The sequence below is a fragment of the Aliiroseovarius sp. PrR006 genome, assembly GCF_010500215.1.
GTDB lineage: Bacteria > Pseudomonadota > Alphaproteobacteria > Rhodobacterales > Rhodobacteraceae > Aliiroseovarius.
In genome coordinates this window covers 216,549-235,521 of sequence record NZ_JAAGOY010000007.1, presented here as the reverse complement: position 1 = coordinate 235,521, position 18,973 = coordinate 216,549, and the positions used below count along the sequence as shown (strand labels likewise).

18 protein-coding genes and 1 pseudogene are annotated in these 18,973 nt (G+C 57.7%); 10 read left to right on the top strand and 9 right to left on the bottom strand.

What is annotated here, in order from left to right:
- Positions 1 to 711, top strand: coding sequence for a phosphonate metabolism transcriptional regulator PhnF (gene phnF, locus G0Q00_RS09685; protein ID WP_163038791.1), 711 nt, complete (start codon positions 1 to 3; stop codon positions 709 to 711).
- Positions 712 to 838: 127 nt separating this feature from the next.
- Positions 839 to 1,993 (top strand): alpha-D-ribose 1-methylphosphonate 5-triphosphate diphosphatase, encoded by a 1,155-nt coding sequence (locus G0Q00_RS09680; RefSeq protein WP_239058410.1) that lies wholly within the window; start codon positions 839 to 841, stop codon positions 1,991 to 1,993.
- Positions 1,994 to 2,155: 162 nt separating this feature from the next.
- Here the strand turns inward: G0Q00_RS09680 and G0Q00_RS09675 are convergent, their stop codons facing one another.
- From G0Q00_RS09675 to phnC, 5 genes are all read right to left on the bottom strand, one after another.
- On the bottom strand, positions 2,156 to 2,770 hold the full coding sequence (locus G0Q00_RS09675; RefSeq protein ID WP_163038788.1) for a chloramphenicol acetyltransferase: 615 nt from the start codon (positions 2,768 to 2,770) through the stop codon (positions 2,156 to 2,158).
- The gene (gene phnE / locus G0Q00_RS09670; RefSeq protein ID WP_163038786.1) at positions 2,770 to 4,098 is read right to left on the bottom strand and encodes a phosphonate ABC transporter, permease protein PhnE; all 1,329 of its coding nucleotides are present in this window, start codon (positions 4,096 to 4,098) and stop codon (positions 2,770 to 2,772) included. Before phnE (G0Q00_RS09670) ends, G0Q00_RS09675 begins: the two co-directional genes overlap by 1 nt.
- Entirely contained in the window at positions 4,095 to 4,964 is an 870-nt protein-coding gene (gene phnE, locus G0Q00_RS09665; RefSeq protein ID WP_163038784.1) for a phosphonate ABC transporter, permease protein PhnE, read from the bottom strand. The genes phnE (G0Q00_RS09670) and phnE (G0Q00_RS09665) overlap by 4 nt, the downstream gene beginning before the upstream one ends.
- A gap of 68 nt (positions 4,965 to 5,032) precedes the next feature.
- Positions 5,033 to 5,935 (bottom strand): phosphonate ABC transporter substrate-binding protein, encoded by a 903-nt coding sequence (gene phnD / locus G0Q00_RS09660; RefSeq protein ID WP_163038782.1) that lies wholly within the window; start codon positions 5,933 to 5,935, stop codon positions 5,033 to 5,035.
- A 53-nt stretch (positions 5,936 to 5,988) separates the two neighbouring features.
- Entirely contained in the window at positions 5,989 to 6,819 is an 831-nt protein-coding gene (gene phnC, locus G0Q00_RS09655) for a phosphonate ABC transporter ATP-binding protein (RefSeq protein ID WP_163038780.1), read from the bottom strand.
- Between the two features lie 274 nt (positions 6,820 to 7,093).
- On the opposite strand from phnC, the gene G0Q00_RS09650 reads away from it, so the two are divergent.
- Positions 7,094 to 8,101: a fatty acid desaturase gene (locus G0Q00_RS09650; RefSeq protein WP_163038778.1), complete on the top strand. Its 1,008-nt coding sequence runs from the start codon at positions 7,094 to 7,096 to the stop codon at positions 8,099 to 8,101.
- A 405-nt stretch (positions 8,102 to 8,506) separates the two neighbouring features.
- Positions 8,507 to 9,064, top strand: coding sequence for a hypothetical protein (locus G0Q00_RS09645; protein WP_163038776.1), 558 nt, complete (start codon positions 8,507 to 8,509; stop codon positions 9,062 to 9,064).
- 435 nt (positions 9,065 to 9,499) lie between these two features.
- Here G0Q00_RS09645 and G0Q00_RS09640 read toward each other — a convergent pair whose 3' ends face one another.
- The 4 genes from G0Q00_RS09640 to G0Q00_RS09625 are packed head-to-tail and all read right to left on the bottom strand — an operon-like array spanning position 9,500 to position 13,720.
- Positions 9,500 to 10,282 carry a dimethylarginine dimethylaminohydrolase family protein gene (locus G0Q00_RS09640; RefSeq protein ID WP_163038774.1) on the bottom strand — a complete coding sequence of 261 codons (783 nt, stop codon included), beginning with the start codon at positions 10,280 to 10,282 and terminating at the stop codon, positions 9,500 to 9,502.
- A complete protein-coding gene (locus G0Q00_RS09635) occupies positions 10,282 to 11,892 on the bottom strand; it encodes a 5-guanidino-2-oxopentanoate decarboxylase (RefSeq protein ID WP_163038772.1) in 1,611 nt (536 codons plus the stop codon). The genes G0Q00_RS09640 and G0Q00_RS09635 overlap by 1 nt, the downstream gene beginning before the upstream one ends.
- Positions 11,889 to 13,076: a pyridoxal phosphate-dependent aminotransferase gene (locus tag G0Q00_RS09630; protein WP_163038770.1), complete on the bottom strand. Its 1,188-nt coding sequence runs from the start codon at positions 13,074 to 13,076 to the stop codon at positions 11,889 to 11,891. The genes G0Q00_RS09635 and G0Q00_RS09630 overlap by 4 nt, the downstream gene beginning before the upstream one ends.
- On the bottom strand, positions 13,073 to 13,720 hold the full coding sequence (locus tag G0Q00_RS09625) for a TetR/AcrR family transcriptional regulator (protein WP_163038768.1): 648 nt from the start codon (positions 13,718 to 13,720) through the stop codon (positions 13,073 to 13,075). Before G0Q00_RS09625 ends, G0Q00_RS09630 begins: the two co-directional genes overlap by 4 nt.
- 89 nt (positions 13,721 to 13,809) lie before the next feature.
- Between G0Q00_RS09625 and G0Q00_RS09620 the strand changes: the two genes are divergently transcribed.
- The 6 genes and pseudogenes from G0Q00_RS09620 (at position 13,810) to G0Q00_RS09600 (ending at position 18,733) form a co-directional block, all read left to right on the top strand.
- Complete coding sequence (locus G0Q00_RS09620; RefSeq protein WP_163040340.1) at positions 13,810 to 14,604, top strand: ABC transporter ATP-binding protein; 795 nt, start codon at positions 13,810 to 13,812, stop codon at positions 14,602 to 14,604.
- Between the two features lie 32 nt (positions 14,605 to 14,636).
- Positions 14,637 to 15,410 (top strand): transporter substrate-binding domain-containing protein, encoded by a 774-nt coding sequence (locus G0Q00_RS09615; protein ID WP_163038766.1) that lies wholly within the window; start codon positions 14,637 to 14,639, stop codon positions 15,408 to 15,410.
- Between the two features lie 15 nt (positions 15,411 to 15,425).
- On the top strand, positions 15,426 to 16,172 hold the full coding sequence (locus G0Q00_RS09610; protein WP_203564991.1) for an ABC transporter permease: 747 nt from the start codon (positions 15,426 to 15,428) through the stop codon (positions 16,170 to 16,172).
- The gene (locus G0Q00_RS09605) at positions 16,169 to 16,942 is read left to right on the top strand and encodes an ABC transporter permease (RefSeq protein ID WP_163038762.1); all 774 of its coding nucleotides are present in this window, start codon (positions 16,169 to 16,171) and stop codon (positions 16,940 to 16,942) included. Before G0Q00_RS09610 ends, G0Q00_RS09605 begins: the two co-directional genes overlap by 4 nt.
- 465 nt (positions 16,943 to 17,407) lie before the next feature.
- Positions 17,408 to 17,668, top strand: a pseudogene (locus G0Q00_RS15990) (Arm DNA-binding domain-containing protein); the annotation flags it as partial.
- A 174-nt stretch (positions 17,669 to 17,842) separates the two neighbouring features.
- Positions 17,843 to 18,733, top strand: coding sequence for a site-specific integrase (locus tag G0Q00_RS09600; RefSeq protein WP_239058409.1), 891 nt, complete (start codon positions 17,843 to 17,845; stop codon positions 18,731 to 18,733).
- The last annotated feature ends 240 nt before the right edge of the window (positions 18,734 to 18,973 follow it).

Sequence of the window (18,973 nt, the reverse complement as noted above, 5' to 3'; positions counted from 1 at the left end):
ATGAGCATCTGGAAAACCATCGAGACGACCCTGAAGGACGAGATCCGTCAGGGGCAATATGGGCCGGGCGACAAGCTTGCGACCGAAGCGGCCCTTGCGGCGCGGTTCGGTGTAAACCGCCACACGGTGCGCCGGGCGCTGGCGGAACTGGCCGCACAGGACCTTGTGATCTCGCGCCGTGGGGCGGGGGTGTTTGTGCAGCATGCGCCGACGGATTACCCCATTGGTGCGCGGGTGCGGTTTCACCAGAACCTCAAGGCGGCAGGTAAAATCCCCGGCAAGCAGATGCTGGCCTTTGAGACCCGCTGGTCAAATGCGCAAGAGGCGCAGGCCCTGAAGTTGGAGGAGGGCGCGGCGGTGCATGTTTATGACGGGTTGTCCCTGTCGGATGGCCACCCGATCGCGGTTTTTCGCAGTGTCTTCCCAGCAGACCGATTCCCCGAGATGCAAAAGGCGCTAAGCGATACGAACTCGGTCACTGCGGCACTCGCCCATCATGGGGTTGCAGATTACACCCGCGCCGAAACCCGCCTGTCGGCCCGAACTTGCCCCGCCGCACAAGCACGCCACCTTGGTATGCGTGAAGGGGACCCGGCGCTATTTTCCGAGGGCATAAATGTGGATGACGCAGGTGCGCCGGTTGAGCTGGGGCAGACATGGTTTGCAGGGGACCGCGTTACGCTAACCGTTGACGGCGGGCACACCGCTTAACGTCACGGAAGTGATACTTTAGCGTCATATCCACGATACAGCGCAGGACTACGAGTGGCCCGGTCAAAGAATGAGGCCTCGAATGTCGCGCGTAGCACCCCAAACCCAGCCCTTGCCGTCCTTTCGGATGACCCATGCGACTATCTTGCGAAACCGCGAGATGCAGCAGCGGTCCGTTGTCGTACAAGACGGACGGATCTCGAAAGGCGCTTTGCCCGAGGTGAACCTGTCCGGCTATTGGATCCTGCCCGGCGTCATCGACCTGCATGGCGACGCGTTTGAACGGCACATGGCGCCGCGTGTCGGGGTGCATTTCCCGGTGGAAACGGCCCTTCGCGCCACCGATGCGGACGCGGCAGCGGCTGGCGTGACCACCGCATGGCTTGCCCAGGGCTGGAGCTGGGAAGGCGGGCATCGTGGCCCGGATGCGGCGGAACGCTTTCTAGAGGCGATGAGCTGCTACCTATCCCGGACCCACACCGATCTGCGCGTACAGTTGCGTTGCGAGACGCATACGGTCGATACGGCTGAACGACTGCAAGCGGCGGTGAAGCGCCACAAGATCGACTATGTGGTGTTCAACGACCACCTTGATGAAGCGTTAAAATTGTCGGGAACCCGCTCGGGTGCATTGGATGTCTGGGCGCATAAGCTGGGCTTGCAGACGCATGAGCTGATGAATGCGGTTGAGGCGGCGCGTGCGCGCTCTGGCGAGGTTCCGCGCCATTTGTGCCGTCTTGCCGAGTATTTCGATCAGCATGGCGTGAGCTATGGCAGCCATGATGATCCCGACGGGGACACGCGCGAGCGGTTTTCGATGATTGGGGCGCGGATCTGCGAATTTCCGACCTCGACCTCGGCTGCCCACGCGGCGCATGCGGTGGGGGATCCGGTGATCATGGGGGCGCCCAACGTGGTGCGCGGCGGCTCGCAGTCGGGAAACATCGCAGCCGAGCAGCTAATTCGGCGCGGGCTGTGTGATGCGCTGGTCAGTGATTACTACTACCCTGCGCTGACCCAAGCGGCCTTCCGTTTGGTGGATGATGGTATCCGGACGCTGCCCGAGGCCTGGGCGATGATCTCGTCTAACCCGGCGGAGATTCTGGGCTTGTTTGACCGTGGGCGGATCGCATACGGAAAGCGTGCGGACCTGACGGTGATCAATCGGGATACGCGCCGGGTTGAGGCGACGATCTCGGGCGGGCGGATCACCTATCTGGCCGGCGAGGCGGCGCATCGCTTTACCCGGAAGGGCAGCGCGATGCCGCTGGCGGCTGAGTAGGCCGACTTAGGTATGGCCCTCGGCGTTGCCTTGGGCCGCGCGGCGGCGGTGGCTCATCTGCGATGAGCCTGAGAGGGGCGCTGCCCCTCGCGCGGCAAGCGCGCTCACCCCAGGATATTTGGGGCAAGGAAATGAGGAAGGGGCGTTTTGGTGCGCGCCTTCCTATTGGTGTTTTTCAAGGAAGGCCTCTGCTCTGAGGCTGCGGAAGTCTTCGAGCGAGGCGCGCAAGCGGGCGTGGTCCCAATCCCACCACGCCAGTTCAATGAGCCGCTCGGCAACCTGTTTGGGCTGACGTGCACGGATGGGTCTGGCTGGGACGCCGGCCACAATCGTGTAGGGCGGCACGTCTTTTGTCACGATGGCGCCCGAGGCTACGACGGCCCCGTGTCCGAGTGTGACCTCGGGTTTCACCATCGCGCCGTGGCCGATCCATGTGTCATGGCCGATATGGGCGACGCGGGCGGCGCGGCGGGTGAAGAAATCCTCGTCTGCCGTAACATCGTCCCAGTAGTATTCGGGCCGATAGAGGAAATGGTGGCAGGATGCCGTGTCCAGCGGGTGGTCCGTCGCGCCGATCCGGGTCATCGCGGCGATGTTGGCGAACTTGCCGATCTGCGCATTGGCGATGTCCGCATGGCGGTCGCAATAGGAATAGTCGTCGAACTGCGTATTCACTAGCCGCGTGCCCCGGCCGATCTCCACATAGCGGCCGAAGGTGCTGTTGTGGACCTCGCAGTCGGGATGCAGGAGCGGGGCATCGGGGGACAGCTTCGGCATCAGTGTGCCTCCTGTCCGCCGATCAGGCGCTTGCGCAGCCAGCCCGAGAACCAGTCCATCAGCATCACCATCAGGATGATCAGGGTGATGTAGTAGGCGACTTCTTCCCAGTCTTTCTGGGTGATCATTGCCTGCGTCAACAGAAGGCCAATACCGCCCCCGGTGATCGCGCCAATGATGGTGGCCGAGCGGGTGTTGGATTCCAAATAATAGAGCACTTGCGACAGGAAGATCGGGGTGATCTGCGGCAGGACGCCGAAGCGGTAGGTTTGCAGTGGTTTCGCACCGGTCGAACGGATGCCCTCGATCTGTTTGCCGTCCACGTTCTCGAGCGTTTCCGAGAACATTTTGCCGAAGCTGCCGGTGTCCGTGATCAGGATCGCCAATGCGCCGGTCAGCGGGCCGGGGCCAAAGGCGCGGGCCAGAACGATGGTCCAGATTAGCGCGTCTACACCGCGGAAGAAGTCGAAGACACGGCGCGTTACCATGCGGACCCAGACAAAGGGCGCGAAGTTGCGGGCGGCCAGAAGGGCCAGAGGCAGGGCCACGATCGCAGCGCCAAAGGTACCCAGGAAGGCCATCAGGATGGTTTCGAAAATCGCCCATGCCACTTGTTGGTGTTGCCACATGCGGTTGTTCCAGAAGTCGGACCAGATGGCGCCGGCTTCTCCGCTAGAAGCACGCTGGGCCAGTGCGACCGGGCCAAGACCGTGATAAGGGCTGTCGAGGGTGAAGAAGAAAAGCTCCCATCCCAGCGCGTAGCGGAATACTTCGGTCCGGTTGCGGGTGATGGTCAGGCGTCCGGCCGCGGTCTTGATCGCAAGGCGATTTTTGGAGGCGTTGATCCAGTCGGGTACGTCGCCTTCGGGCAGTACCGCGTTTACGCCACTGCGGCTGGGATTGGCGGAGACAAGGCCGTAGCCCGGAATGTCATAGCGCACCGCGCCATCGGCTAGGAACAGCACCTCGTGACCCTTGGGCAGGGTGATGATCGTGTCGTCCCCAAGGGTGACCCAGTCGGGCGACATCCCATCCGGATAGGTGCCTTTGCGTTCGCCTTCGATTGCGATCGACACCTCGCCCGAGAGATTGTCGCGGGCCACATGGGTCTTATAAGAATAGCTGTCGCTGACCAGCGTCATCGCATTGTCCAGACTGGCGCGGTCGCGCAGCCCTGCGATGTCGAAGGCGATGAAGATATATGCGAAGTAGGCAAGGATCAGCGCCGGGATCGCCAGCGCAACGATCCGTTTGCGGGCAAAGAGCGCGTCGGTATCGCGGATCAGGCCCGCGGTGGTCGGGGCGGGGGTGAGGGTTGCGGTGCTCATGCCTGTGCTCCGATCATGTTGGATTTTTTGCCGTGGGTCAGGCGGTCACGCAGGATCGAGGACAGTTGGTCCACCACCACGATGGTGACGAACAGCATCAGGAAGATCGCTGCGGCCTCGTCATATTGGCCTTTGCCCCACGTCATGGCGTTCTTCAGCTCGTAGCCGATGCCGCCTGCGCCGACGAAACCAAGGATGGCCGAGGCGCGGATATTGATTTCGAAGCGCAGCAGCGCATAGCTGAGGTAATTCGGCGCGACCTGCGGGATCACGCCCAGAACCATGCGCTGGGTCCAGCTGGCGCCGACCGAAGTCAGACCCTCGACCGGTTTGAGGGACGCGTTTTCGTTTACTTCCGAGAAGAGCTTGCCCAGCGCGCCCACGGTGTGGAACGCAATCGCGATCATCGCGGGAACCGGGCCGCCGCCAAGGACAAAGATCAGCACCAAGGCGATCACGATCTCGGGCATGGCGCGCATGATGTCCAGAACGCGACGGAAAACAGGGATTAGACGTGGCCAGCGCGCCATGCCGCGGGTGGCGAGCAGCGACAGGATCACCGCGCCCAGCGCACCCAGTAGGGTCGAGGCCGCCGCGATATTGATGGTTTCCAGAAGAGAGGGGGCGTATTGCGCGAAATGGGCCGGGAACTCGACCAGTTTGCCGGCTGCTTCGCCCAGCACCTCGCCGGGGAAGTCGAAGAAACGATGCCAGCCGTCGATAAAGCTGCCCGCGTTGCGCGCATCCGCCGTGCGGAATCCCGCCAGCATCAAGGCCACAAATACCGCCAGCATGATGCCGCCGTACAGGCGTTTGCGTCGGACCATGTCCATGTAGGTCTGGTTGATATGCTCGATATTGCTCATGGCCCCACCTCGTTTGAAAAGACGGGCCCCGACATCGCGGGACCCGCCAACAGCTTGTTGAAAATCGCTTATTTTGACTTCAGCTTGCGGGCTTCGATGATCACTTCGTAAGCGTCATGGGTGATCGGCTCGAAGGCGCGGGCTTCGCCAGCGGCCACGCCGTAGAAACACTCGCGGTCTTTCTCGGCCAGACCAGCCATCAGCGCAGTCATCTTTTCTTTGACGTCGGCGGGCAGGGCTTTGCGCAGTACAACCGGGCCTTCCGGGATCGGCGCCGAACGCCAGATCTCAACCAGATCGTTCATGTCGACCAGACCAGCATCCACAGCGCGGCGCAGAGCACCCGACTGATAACCATCTTCCCATTCACCAAGACCGTCAGCCCATGTTACACCGCCCTGAACGTCGCCATTGTTGACGGCAACGATGGTCTGTTCGTGACCGCCGGTGAATTTCACTTCACCGAAATAGTCACCCGACTCCATCGAGGCGTTGATTTGCTGCGGGATTTCGATCGACGGGATCAAGTAGCCCGAGGTCGAGTTGGGGTCGCCGAAGCCGAAAGCCTTGTCCTTCAGGTCTTCCAGCTTGGTGATGCCGCTGTCCTTGCGGGCAAACCCGATCGAGAAATAGCCATAGCCGCCATCGGTGTTCACTTTCACCAAGACCGGCTCAACGGCTTCCGGATCGGACAGATAGGTCTTTGCGTAACCCGACGCGCCCAGCCACGCCATGTCGATGGTGCCGCCCAGAAGGCCCTGGATCACGCCGTTATAATCGGCAGGCGCGAACAGCTTGGTTTCAACACCCAGCGCCTCTGCGGTGTATTCACGCAGGCATTTGTTGTTGTTCAGACGGTCCTGAGCGTTTTCACCACCCAAGATGCCGATGCGGAATTCAGTGATGTCCGCAGCCATGGCCGGAGCGGCCAGAGCGGTCGTAGTCAGTGCAAGAGCAAGAAGCTTTTTCATTTGGATTTCTCCTGATGGGCGCCCTGTCCCATCTGTTGTTCGGTTCAAGTTGATCAGGGCAGGTAAAGGGGAGTGCGTTCGTCCGACGCCGCCTGTGTGGCAGCGTCCAGAACGCCCAGTTCGGTAGATGTGGCCGCTTCGCTGAACGTATCGTCAGCGCCATAGATGTCGCGGGCCACACCGGCCGTCAGTTGTTCGGGGGTGCCATCAAAGACCACGCGACCTGCGCGCATGCCGATCACGCGGTCACAATACCGGCGCGCAGTATCCAGCGTGTGCAGGTTGGCAATGACCAGACGGCCATCCTCGTCATGGATGCGGCGCAGGGTCTGCATCACGATCTGCGCGTTCATCGGGTCGAGCGAGGCGATGGGTTCGTCGGCCAGAATGATCGACGGATCCTGCATCAGCGCACGGGCAATCGCCACGCGTTGCTGCTGACCACCGGACAGGGCCTCGGCCCGTTTGGCGGCGTGTTCGGCAATGCCCAAACGTTCGAGGATTTCGATGGCGCGGTGAATGTCGGCCTGTGGGAACAGGTTGAACAGAGTCGATAAGGTCGAGTGGCGGTTCAGCGTCCCATGCAGCACATTCGAGGCCACATCCATGCGCGGTACCAGATTGAACTGCTGGAAGATCATCGCGCATTGCGACTGCCATTCCCGCTTCGCCGCACCGCTCAGGCGTGTGACGTTTTTGTCCTGAAACAGGATCTGGCCTTCGGTGGGATCGGCCAGCCGATTGACCATCCGCAGCAGCGTCGATTTACCGGCGCCCGACGCCCCGATGATGCCGATCATACAGGGGCGCTCGGCCGAAATGGTCACATTGTCCACCGCGCGCTTGTCGCCAAAAGCTTTGGTCAGGTTTGTAATCTGCAGCATGTCGCCCCCTTCGTTTCGAGGGGGAGATATGGGCGTTTCCCAACAGCATTGTGTCGGCAATACAAAACTTCTGTAACGCCGCATCGCCGCGAAGGAAAATGTGTCCGCCCCTGATTGAAGAGACAACCTCTTTATTTTCCTAGGAAATATTGGTCGCAGATTGCGGCGTTTACAGTCTGGTGGGGCATGTCTCGCATCCAGCACACTTGATTGAAAACCCGTCAGATTGCTAACGTGAAGGGGAAACCCAGAAATAACAAAGCTGGGAGGGGATATGTCTACAGCTCCAGTCACACTCCATTCGGTCGCGCGCAGCTATGCCAGTGCCGATGACAAGCGCGCGTGGTGGGAGCTTGGGATCAGCCTTGGGCTTTATGTCACGGCCCTGGTTCTTGCCCTGTCGACGATCGGCACTTGGTGGCTGATGGCGATCTTCATGGTCCTTGCGGCTGCGATGGGGCTGAGGATCTACATGATCCAGCACGACTGCTTGCATCGCGCCTTTTTCACCAGCCGGCGCATGAATGATGTTGTTGGAACATTGCTGTCACCTATTGCAATGACGCCGTATCAGGCCACCCGCTATAAGCACAATTTACATCATCGCTATGTTGCCGATCTGAACCGGCGCGACGCGTTTGAAATCGACGTGATGACATTGGCGGAATGGAACAAGGCCAGCCGGGGACAGCGGCTCTACTACCGGATTTACCGCAGCCCGTTCATCCTTGTCGCGATCGGACCGTTCATCCTCTACGCCATCCTACGCCGGATGCCGCTTTATGGATTCAAAACCGGGGTCTGGGATTTGGTGCTGCACAATCTTTTGCTGGCGGGCTTGGGCTATTCCATTTGGGCCTATGCGGGCTGGCCCGGCATATGGGTTTGGATTGGATCTATCTACATTGCCTGCACATTTGGCGGGCTGATCCCCTACGTGCTGCACAATTTCGAACATGTGCATTGGGGGCGAAAACCTGAGCTCAACTTCGAGCAGGCCGCGCTAGAGGGATCGTCGGTTCTGGACTGGGGGTGGCTGTTTAATCTGGTGACAATGGACATCGCCTATCACGATCTGCACCACCTGAACGCCAAGATCCCGGGCTACAAGATCCGCAAGGCCCACGAGGATCTGGAGGCACGTGGGTTGATCCAGTCCGAGAAGATTAGCTTTATCGAAGGCGTGAAATGCCTGCGCTGGAAACTGTATGACGAGGATCTTGGCCGGATGATCCCCTTTCCCAGCACCGCGCGAGAGGTATCGGTGAGCGGCGTTTCGTGAGGCCCTGTTTGGCGCAGGTACATCCATCTGCCGTCACCCATTGGAGTTGAGCAGGGCAACCAACCGACGACAAGAGGCTCTCCCATGCGACATATTGTGATTTTCACCTTCCTACTTGCGGCGTGCCAGACCACCTCTGGCACCGACCCTGCCAACCAGACTACAGAGCCAGTTGTCGCGGAAACGACGAGCGACGCACCCCGTGGACATCTCCCGGATTGGCTGCCCCCGCATTTCCGCATCAACCCGCGCTCGGTCTCTGCCCCGGAAAGCAGGGACGGAGCGATCGCGTTCTCGATCCGGCAGGGGCAATGCACACGGCATTCAGACCGCACAGGGCCAGGGGACTGCGCGACAAGGACAACGCGGTCGACGATCCAGACTGGCAAAGTCTGGGACCAGCAGGTGGAGTGGCAACTGGGCCAGCGGTTCCTCTATAGCTTCGAGTTCAGGATCGACCCATCGTTGCGATATCGGGGCGGAACGCGCAGAGAAGACAGTCAATTGGTGCTGGCCCGCTGGGAAAATGCAGAGGGCGGACAGCCTTTGTTCGATCTGAAATTCGATGCCCGACATGGCGTGACCCTCATGGGCCGCACCTGCATCATGCCCGAACAATTCGGCGACTGGCATCGGTTCAATTTGCGCCTGCGCTGGGCTGACGACAACACCGGTTTTATCGAAGCGCGCTGTGATGGGTCCCTGCACGTCGGCGCCCCGATTTTCGCGGCAAGCGAGATGCCAACCAATCGCCCATTGGCTTGCAGTCTCAAAGAGAGTTGCCCTGCCAACACACCGCGTCCAAGCCGCTTCAACATGCAATTGGGATTAATTGCCGACCCAAACCTGCCCCCGCGCAAGGCGGGATTTGTCCCCCTTACCTCAAAAGGCGCCAAAGTCGAGATGCGCCGCATACTGGTACGCCGGCTCTACGTCATTTTCGGGCGCAAAGCCGAATTCTGAGCGGAGATCAGCCTGCCATTTAAGGCACGCGACGAGCATTGCCAACTTTGGAAAAATGGTGCCCGGGGCGGAATCGAACCACCGACACGAGGATTTTTAATCCATCCAGTTGGAGCGAGTCGATGCGGGATGCATTTACGTTGTTACTACACAAATTACACCATGGCCTAATTAGTCCAGTCTCAGCCCTTGGCGCACAGGAGCGCGAACAATTAACATGCACCCATTCTTTGAAATCGCGCGAAAGTTTCGCATCCGGGATTTGACTGAAGCCCATGTCCATGTGCTGTTGTGCAGGATTTTTACATCAACACCGATATCCGGGAAGAACACATCAAGGCTTATTTGGTTAGATAGTTGCCGGGAACCGGAGTTGTTTCACCATGCTCAGGCAAGTTGAATTGATCACTTAGGCAAAGTGCATCAATCTAGGCCTTAAAACCTCAACGACAAACAAGACATGCCACCATCTAGCTTGGCACATTCCGAATTGTTGACTTCCACAACATCAAAACCGCTCTCTCTGAGCATCGCAGCCGTGCGTGGGAAACCTGCAGGGCAAAGCACAAATTGGTTGAAGCGGATGGAGTTCGCGGCGGCTTCCTCACCTTCTGCGACGTGCAGCACGCGGTAGCCTTCGAAACAACCCGAGGCATCGAGACGTTTGGTGGACAGGATCGTATCTGGATCCAGTAAAGAGCAATCCGTCTTGAAATGCAGAACGCCCGGTGGGGTGAAGACTTCACGCAGCTTGAGACCCCACTCAGAAACAATGTCCACCAGTTCCGCGACGCCAGCCGCATCGGTACGATCAGAGCGCCCAACCAGAATTTCACGTCCTGTTACCAGGATATCTCCGCCCTCAATATGCCCGGGCCCCTCGATGCGGCGGACATCGTCATACACAGAGCGCAATGCGGGTTCCATCTCATCAACCTCACCCATTCGACTGGGTGCGCCTGGACGCATGAGCACCGCCCCCTGCGGCAGACACAGGGCTGTGTCTTCGACGAACACGGCGTCAGGGTAATCCTCAAGCGGGGGCAGTTCGATCACCTCGGCGCCCGTCCTTTTCAGGGTTGCGACATAGTGGCCATGGTCTTTCAACATCTGACCAAGATCCGGAGTGCCAATATCTTCAGCACGCAACCCTTCGGTGATGCTGGAAGCAGGGCGACGAGTGATCGCGCGGGTAAACTCAATTGTGGGATTGGACATCATGAACTCGCTCGATGAGTGGGGTGCGCCAGATTTGGCGCTTCAATTTCGATCAGTGTGGGACCTGTTTCGCCAGAAGCGGATTTGATCGCTGCCGCAATCAATTCAGGGTCAGGTGCGCATTTCCAGAACGGCATACTGCAGGATTTGGCAACAGCCTCAAACAGCGGGGGGCTTGGGTCGCAGCCCACAACTTCCACATTTACACTTTGCATGGATGTGGCAATTTCCTGATAGCCATGGTTGTTCCAAACAACGAAGGTAATCGGCAGCTTCTCGTCCACAGCACACATGAGTTCAGGCAGGCTGAACTGCGCCCCACCATCACCGGTTATGCAGATAATGCGAGCCGAAGCATCTCCGATTGCCGCTCCGATTGCAGCAGGAATGCCATAGCCAAGCGCACCAAATCCGGTTGCGGCATTGAACCACCCGCCCGGGCGATCATGGTCGTAATAGAGGTTGCCAGCATAAATTGGTTGGGCGGAATCACCGACCATGATCGCATTCGGGGCAGCATCGCGAATTGCATCAAGGATACCGCTCAACGACCGCATCTCCGGGCCAATTTCTTCAAAAGCGGCACCTCGTGTTCGTGTGGCGCGCGCCTCTCCATCATCTGCCGGTTCTGGGCGCGTCTGTGCCTTGACGAGCGCCGCCATAGCCAGCACCGCATCACCTTTGATTGCGAGATCCGCAGGGTGACGGGCCAACTGCTCGGCACATCGATCCACACGGATCAGACTTGCCATCGAGGGCTGTGTGCCGGTGGCATACATATCGTAGTCGGTTTGCCCAAATTCTGTACCGACCGCCAGCACCACATCCGCCGTTTCGATTAGTTCTCGTACTGCTTTTAGGCTTGGGCTGACCGGAACTCCGAGCGGGTGATCGAACGCGACGCCACGAGCGTTTGTGGTTTGCACCACAGGCGCCCCTATCCGTTCTGCAAGCTCGACGATGGCCTGTGAGGCGTGGCGCGCACCTCCACCTGTCAGAATAACCGGTGCCTTGGCTCGGGCGAGCATCTCGGACGCCTGCGTAATCAGATCCGGGTCAGGCACAGGTATTTTGACATCAGCTATGGCATGTGCGGATGCCCCCTCTTGTCCAACAACATCCAAAGGAATTTCAATGTGCGTAGGGCCGGGGCGACCGCTATGAAATGGACGAAAAGCGCTGTCCAAAACCGGACCGAGATCCTCGGCACGCTCCACCCGTTCAGATACAAGGGCCACGTTTCGCACCATGGCGCGTTGATCGGGCAGCTCATGCAGGTGGCCCAGTCCTTTGCCCAGACTGGGAACGGTGTTTACACCGGAGACCACCAGCATCGGAACACTGTCTGCGCGGGCCTGCGCCATTGCGGTCAGCGTATTTGTCACGCCCGGCCCGGTGATCACAAAGGCCGCACCGGGTTTTCCCGTTACGCGCGCATAACCGTCCGCCATGAAACCCGCACCCTGTTCGTGCCGTGGCGTAACATGCCGGATCTTCGAAGTCGCCAAACCACGATAGAGCTCGATTGTGTGCACGCCCGGAATGCCGAACACGCATTTCACCCCTCGTTCAGCCAGTTGGGCGACAAGGGCTTCTCCGATACTGGTCATGCTGTTTCCAACTGTAGCTTGTTTGCGTGTTTGATGATCCGGTCACAGGCGATGTCAAAGCTCGCGTCATCCACGGTCAGGGCCACTCGGACCCAACTGTCGAGCGAAGTTCCGAATGAGGATCCGGGCATGACCGCAACCCCACCATGCTCCAGAAGGTGAAGCGCATAATCGTCACCATTCAGCCCGGTTGAAGACACGTCAATCATGGCAAACATGCCAGCCTGGGGGCGATGCACGCGCAGCGCGCAGTCGGCAGACAGGCGATCTTCCAGCAGCCCGGCCCGTGCAGCATATCGCTGTCGCATGCCAGGCGCGACCTCGGACCCCAATCGGATCGCCTGCTCGGTCATGTCAGCAATGAACGGCTGGTTCCCAAAGAGCATGGTTTCTGACAAGGGCAAAAGTGCGTTGGTGAACGCCGCTGGCCCGACGCACCAACCGCTGCGAAACCCCGGGGCGGCATGGGACTTGGAAATCGAGGATACCGCGATCACGCGATCAGCGATCTCAGGCCGCGACAAAGGGGAAGTAAAGGAACTGCAGTCGAAGATAAGCTCTGCATAGACTTCATCCGAAATGATCCAGAAATCATGCTCAAGCGCCAACGCGCCAATCGCGTCGATATCGGCCTCAGTCAGAATGGCCCCGGTAGGATTGTGCGGCGTGGTCAACAAAATGGCAGCCGTTTTGGGCGTAACACGCGCCGCAATATCGTCAGCATCGATGCGAAACCCGTTTTCGGGGAGCAGGGGAACGGGCACCATATCTGCCCCACTTGCACGGATCACACCTTCGTAGGTTGCGTACATCGGATCCCCGACCAGCACTTCACCACCCTTTTGCGCGACCCCCTGTAGCACCGCAAAGAGAGCCGTCTGCGTGCCCGGAAAACACATGATCTGATCGGGCAAAATCGTGCGATCTACACTACGCGAATAGTGTTCGGCCAAAGCTTTTCTCAGCCCAGCCTCACCCCTGCCATCGGAATAGGTCGTGCGACCGGCATGCATGGCGGCGGTCGCGGCTTCGATCAGGCTGACCGGGGTTGGGACATCAGGTTCCCCAATGGTCATCTCAACAATGTCATGGCCCTGATCAACCAGTTCCTTTGCCTTCAGGTGCACTTCCCATTTTGCGCCGCCCAGCCCCGACAGGCGCTGCGTGATTTCCGTTGGTTTCATGGCTGCTCTCCTGCCTCATGCAAATCCAGGCCGATAATTGCACCAACCGACCTAAGTCCGATTTCGGGCAGCTCGCCCGGTTCAAAAGCTTCGGGCAACGCCCCGCCCTCCATCCACAAACCATCGATTGTGGCGTTGCAGGCGATTGCGTAATGGCGCAACTGCTGAGGCGATACGACAACACCAGCCTCAATGAGGGCCTCGGAGATCAAAGCCTCCAGGCGGTCTCTGAAGTCAAAGTAGGTCTGCTTGTGGATCTGCTGCATTTGCGGATCCTCGCGCACTTTGTTGAGAAAGCTCGCCCATAACGACACCGAGTTGGGGTCACACACCGGGGGTTTGAGCCCTGACGCCACAAATATCGCCAGCCGCGATTTGGCAGAGGCATTATCCTTAGCACTGGGTGCGGTTGTGAGATCGGTCATCGAACTCATGTGATGGGAATAGGCTGCTGATATCAGCTCCTCCTTCGAAGAGAAGTGATAGCGAATCAATCCCTGCGTCACATTCGCCCGCTTCGCAATTTCCCTGACTGTCGCACCTCTGACGCCCTGCTCAGCGATCAGGCTGAGGGTCGCCAAAACAAGCGCTTCTTTGCGTTGTTTTGCAGGCTCTCGCCTGAATTTCGGAGGGTTCTGGGTCACCGTATCTCTCAGTTTTTCTAACTATACACTTGAATAATTACTGAAGACACGCATTACTACAAGCCAGAAAATGGGAGAAATTGATGGCAATGTCAGAACCGGCGGCCAGCGACACTCAATCGGATGGCGACGATGCGGAAGCCATTCGAGTAGAGGATTTGCACAAGTCTTTCGGCTCGTTGGAAGTGCTGAAAGGCGTATCTCTGACAGCCCATAAAGGGGACGTTGTGGCCATCATTGGCGGCAGCGGCTCGGGCAAGTCGACATTTCTGAGATGTATCAACTTTCTGGAAACCCCAAGCTCCGGCCGCATTGTGGTCAATGGCGAAGAGATCCAGATGCGCGCCGACGGCTCCCCGGTCAACCGGCGCCAGATCGAACGGGTCAGAACCCGTCTTGGCATGGTGTTTCAGGCGTTCAATCTGTGGACCCACCGCACGTTGTTGGAAAACGTCATCGAAGTGCCGGTACATGTTCTGAAAGTGCCAAAAGACAGAGCAATCAAGCGTGCAAAAGAACTGCTCGAACGGGTCGGCCTTGGGGATCGCGGAGATACCTTCCCCTCATTCTTGTCTGGCGGGCAGCAACAACGGGCCGCTATCGCACGAGCCCTGGCCGTGGATCCCAGCGTAATGCTGTTTGATGAACCTACCAGCGCGCTGGACCCTGAGCTGGTGGGCGAGGTTCTGACCGTCATTCGAGATCTCGCTGCCGAAGGGCGCACCATGCTTCTGGTCACGCATGAAATGAAGTTTGCCCGAGAGGTCGCAACCCATGTTGTCTACCTGTTTGAAGGGCGCATCGAAGAACAGGGGCCACCGGCCGAACTGTTCGGCAATCCGAAATCCGCACGACTAAAACAATTCCTAAAAACAGTCGGCTGAACAAACATCAAATCAACCAAGGGAGAGATTGAATGAAAACGAAAGCACTGGTGGCCCTGGGCCTTGCGACCGCCATGATGACAACAGGCGCGGCTTCCGCTGAAGAAGTGAAGATCGGCATCGCAGCAGAACCTTATCCGCCGTTTGCATCTCTGGATGCCTCTGGAACTTGGGTTGGCTGGGAAGTCGAGGTCATTGACGCGATCTGTACCGCAGCCAATCTCGACTGCGTGATCACCCCTGTTGCTTGGGATGGTATCATCCCTTCGCTGACCGGGCAGCAGATTGATGCGATCATGGCCTCGATGTCGATCACGGAAGAGCGCCTGAAGACCATCGACTTCAGCGATCCCTATTACAACACGCCAGCTGTGATCGTCGCTGACAAGTCGATGGACATCGCACCGACACCGGAATCTCTGGCGGGTAAAATCATCGGCATTCAGGCATCAACCATCCACCAGGCCTACGCCAACGCCTATTTCGGCGACGCCGCTGAAATCCGCGTCTATCAGACTCAGGACGAAGCAAACCAGGACCTGTTTGCCGGGCGCATCGATGCCACGCAGGCCGACAGTATCGCGATGGCCGATTTTGTTGGCTCCGACACAGGTTCATGCTGTGAAATCAAAGGTCCGGTTGCGAATGACGAAAGCATTCTGGGCCGTGGCGTTGGTGCCGGTGTTCGTAAAGGCGACGACGCGCTGCGGGATAGCCTGAACGCGGGCATTGCCGCCGTTCTGGCTGATGGCACCCATGCCGAGATCACCTCGCGCTACTTCACCACCAGCATCTACAGCGAATAAAGCAAAGCTGTGGATTTGATCCTGGAAACTCTTGGTTTGGCCGCTAGTGCAGAGCTGTTGTCTCTCAACCCTCCGGGGTGGGGAGGCAACCTTTTGCGCGGCCTCGCCAATTCACTGCAAATCGCGTTCGGAGCTTTCGGTTTTGGGTTGCTGATTGGCCTCTTCGGCGCGTCCGGCAAGCTTTATGGCGGGGTGGTCATCCGTGACCTTCTTGCGATCTACACCACGGTGATCCGCGCCGTACCAGAACTCGTTTTGATCCTGATCCTCTATTATGTAGGCACTGACCTCATCAACAAAGCATCCCAAATGCTTGGATATGGTCGGGTGGAAATCAGCGGCGTGGTCGCGGGCATCTGGGTGCTTGGTATTGTTCAGGGCGCCTATGCGACCGAAGTATTGCGCGGCGCGATTAAAGCGGTCCCACAGGGGCAGATTGAAGCGGCACGCGCCTTCGGCATGCCCCCATTCATGTTGATGCGTAGGGTGACCATCCCGGCGATGATGTCCTATGCAACACCGGGACTTGCAAACCTGTGGCTGATCGCCACTAAGGACACCGCGCTTTTGGCCATTGTAGGATTTAGCGAGCTCACGCTGGAAACCCGTCAGGCTGCGGCCAGCACCCGTGCCTATTTCACGTTCTTTCTGGCAGCGGGCGCGCTTTACCTGATCGTTACTCTTTTCTCCGGAGCCGTATTCGCCCGGATCGAGAAATGGGCCCGTCGCGGGCAACCCTCTTTGCGGGGAGCACATAAATGACCCAGTGGCGCGCCCTATTGCAACCCCACCGCATTGTGCTGATGGCCATCTTTACCGGGCTGGTGATCTGGTGCGCCTTTGCACTGCGATGGGACTGGGTCCCCCAATATGCTCCCCTTGCGGTCGAGGGCTTGTGGCGCACGATCTGGATTTTGATCTTGACCTCTGTTCTGGGCTTCATGCTGGCGATCCCTCTGGGGCTCGCCCAGGCCGTTGGCCCCTGGTATCTGTCCGCTCCTGCAAAACTGTTTTGCACGATCATCCGAGGCACACCGCTGCTGCTGCAGATCTGGCTTCTGTATTACGGGCTTGGATCCCTGTTCCCACAAATTCCCTGGATCCGCGGAAGCGAGCTTTGGCCCTATTTGCGACAAGCCTGGCCCTACGCCGTTTTGGCTTTGACCCTGTCTTATGCCGGCTATGAGGGTGAAGTCATGCGCGGGGCATTCTCCAGTGTGAACAGAGGACAGCTCGAGGCCGCCAACGCTTTTGGAATGCCCCGTTTCACAATGTTTCGGCGCATCTGGTTGCCACAGGCGATCCGCAATGTGCTACCAACCTTGGGCGGAGAAACCATCCTCCAACTGAAGGCAACCCCTCTGGTGGCCACAATTACAGTTGTGGAAATCTACTCGGTCTCATCCCGCGTTCGCGCAGATACATTCATTGTCTATGAACCCCTGCTGTTGCTGGCGGTGTTCTACATGATGATTGCAGGACTGATCACGCTGCTATTCCGCCGTTTTGAAGAACAGGTGCCTAAAAGGTGATCTCCATTGCTTTCACGAGAAAGCAGAATGCAGGTCAAAGCCGATCGATTTTGGTTTGGTAAGATTGTGCTTCCTGATTGTCCACCACAGCAGGTGAATATCTGTCTTTTTTCGAAAAAGTTTTGGTTAAGCTCAGCGTGGAGAAGTCTGTCTTCAGCGCAAGCTAGTGAAATCGAATAGTGGATTAGGGGCGGGGCAGTGGGTCAGAGGCCTCTTATCCCCTTCACCCGACTAGTTACTTCCAAGCACCCAGACGACACCCAGACTAACGAAGGTGCGCGCTATACACATCCTGAACATAATTAAGTATATGTTTTTAATTGATTTAATGGTGCCCGGGGGCGGAATCACACAAATACTGATAGGTAGAAGAGCACTATCAAATCTTCACTATTTCAGTTATTTATTGGGAAACTGAGAAACGCCGACTTTTCAATGCAGTAAATATGGTCCATAGAATGGTCCATGGTAAAGTACCTTCTTACAGATGCGGAACTCCGCGGAAAGACTCCCGGCACCTATCATGATGGTGCCGGACTGTATTGTGAAATTCGTTCGACATCTTCGGCGAGCTGGCATCTTAGATATACCATCAAAGGGCGCAAAGATAAGAAACGCCCCAAGATGGGCCTAGGCCCATACCCAACAATTTCACTTGCTAGAGCTCGAGAGCTAGCTGACAGCGCGCGAAGCTTGGCTGCTGAAGGAATTGACCCACTACAGCATAGGCGTCAGGCAATCCGACGTGGGCGTACTATCGAGCAAGCTCTCAGCGAACTTTTCGAAAAGAAAAAACACACGCTCAAAGGTGGAGGATCCGCAGGGAGGTGGTGGTCACCTGTGGCAAATCACATCATTCCCGCAATCGGAAGCATAGGTGTTGCTGACCTCACGACACAGATGATCGTCGACAAACTTGGTCCAGTCTACATTGAAATGCCCCAAACTGGGGACAAGGTCTTCACCCGTTTAAAGATGGCATTGCAGTACGCATCCGCTGAGGACGAGCGTGTGAATACCAAAATAGTCGAAGACGCCAAAATACAGCTCCCCCGCAAAAAGGTTATCAAAAAGCGTCGCGACGAGGGGCATCATCCGGCTCTGGATTGGAAGGATCTTCCAAAATTGTGGGCGTCATTGGACAGCAGCATCGTTGATAGCGCTCTTGCTTTCTATCTCCTGACGCTCCCGAGGGTCGCAAATGTCATTCACATGACTTGGTCGGATGTCGATTTCAAAGAAAAGGTATGGAATATTCCACCAGAAGACATCAAGAACGGCAGCCCGTTTGCTGCCCCGCTCTCGCAGCCTGCGATTGACATCCTGAAACGCGCAAGAAATTTTGCGTTTAAAGGGAGCGGCGACCTCGTCTTTCCCAATCCAAAAGCACGGAACGATGAGCATTCCTTCCACATTAACTTCTTGACCAACCGTCTAAAGCGCGACCAGTGGCCCTCTACAACCCCCAACCGATTTGCTGTTGCACACGGACTGCGAGCGACGTTCTCGACGTTTATGGTCGGAGAGCGGGAGCACAATGATCGGCTAGTTGAGATGAGCATTCAGCATGACGTTCTGACAAAGCAAGAGCGTGCATACAATCGGGCAGGTCTCTTACGTCAACGACGTGCTATTCTTGACGAGTGGGCGGAATATGCGACGAGTCAAGTCCGTAGAAAGTCATTACACCGTGCCAGAATGGCCGCCATAGCGGAACCCGTTGGTGACCGCACATTGGAAGAAGTGGAGCGTTGGGCCCGTGGGCAAAAGGTAGACTGGCAAGCTGAATGAGCTGTGCGTGATAGCCATACTTACTCGATCAGTCAGGCTTTTTCGATCTTGCTGTAAAACCTTTTTAAGGGACCCAAAGGGGGGGTAGGGGGTGGCCCAAACTATCCTTAGGCGACCGTCGAGGATTACTACAGCAACTTTGCACTGAGAGTTGCAGTGAGGAATTCGTGAATGCCAGTAGAAATGGCTTGACCCGTTTTGACGGTGTTTCTCGACTTTTTTGCGCTTTTTAGCTAGGAT

Bases quoted from the DNA above. Each gene is read 5' to 3' on its own strand.
- phnF (WP_163038791.1), top strand. From the start codon at position 1: ATGAGCATCTGGAAAACCATCGAGACGACCCTGAAGGACGAGATCCGT.
- G0Q00_RS09680 (WP_239058410.1), top strand. From the start codon at position 839: ATGACCCATGCGACTATCTTGCGAAACCGCGAGATGCAGCAGCGGTCC.
- G0Q00_RS09675 (WP_163038788.1), bottom strand. From the start codon at position 2,770: ATGCCGAAGCTGTCCCCCGATGCCCCGCTCCTGCATCCCGACTGCGAG.
- phnE (WP_163038786.1), bottom strand. From the start codon at position 4,098: ATGAGCACCGCAACCCTCACCCCCGCCCCGACCACCGCGGGCCTGATC.
- phnE (WP_163038784.1), bottom strand. From the start codon at position 4,964: ATGAGCAATATCGAGCATATCAACCAGACCTACATGGACATGGTCCGA.
- phnD (WP_163038782.1), bottom strand. From the start codon at position 5,935: ATGAAAAAGCTTCTTGCTCTTGCACTGACTACGACCGCTCTGGCCGCT.
- phnC (WP_163038780.1), bottom strand. From the start codon at position 6,819: ATGCTGCAGATTACAAACCTGACCAAAGCTTTTGGCGACAAGCGCGCG.
- G0Q00_RS09650 (WP_163038778.1), top strand. From the start codon at position 7,094: ATGTCTACAGCTCCAGTCACACTCCATTCGGTCGCGCGCAGCTATGCC.
- G0Q00_RS09640 (WP_163038774.1), bottom strand. From the start codon at position 10,282: ATGTCCAATCCCACAATTGAGTTTACCCGCGCGATCACTCGTCGCCCT.
- G0Q00_RS09635 (WP_163038772.1), bottom strand. From the start codon at position 11,892: ATGACCAGTATCGGAGAAGCCCTTGTCGCCCAACTGGCTGAACGAGGG.
- G0Q00_RS09630 (WP_163038770.1), bottom strand. From the start codon at position 13,076: ATGAAACCAACGGAAATCACGCAGCGCCTGTCGGGGCTGGGCGGCGCA.
- G0Q00_RS09620 (WP_163040340.1), top strand. From the start codon at position 13,810: ATGTCAGAACCGGCGGCCAGCGACACTCAATCGGATGGCGACGATGCG.
- G0Q00_RS09615 (WP_163038766.1), top strand. From the start codon at position 14,637: ATGAAAACGAAAGCACTGGTGGCCCTGGGCCTTGCGACCGCCATGATG.
- G0Q00_RS09605 (WP_163038762.1), top strand. From the start codon at position 16,169: ATGACCCAGTGGCGCGCCCTATTGCAACCCCACCGCATTGTGCTGATG.
- G0Q00_RS09600 (WP_239058409.1), top strand. From the start codon at position 17,843: ATGATCGTCGACAAACTTGGTCCAGTCTACATTGAAATGCCCCAAACT.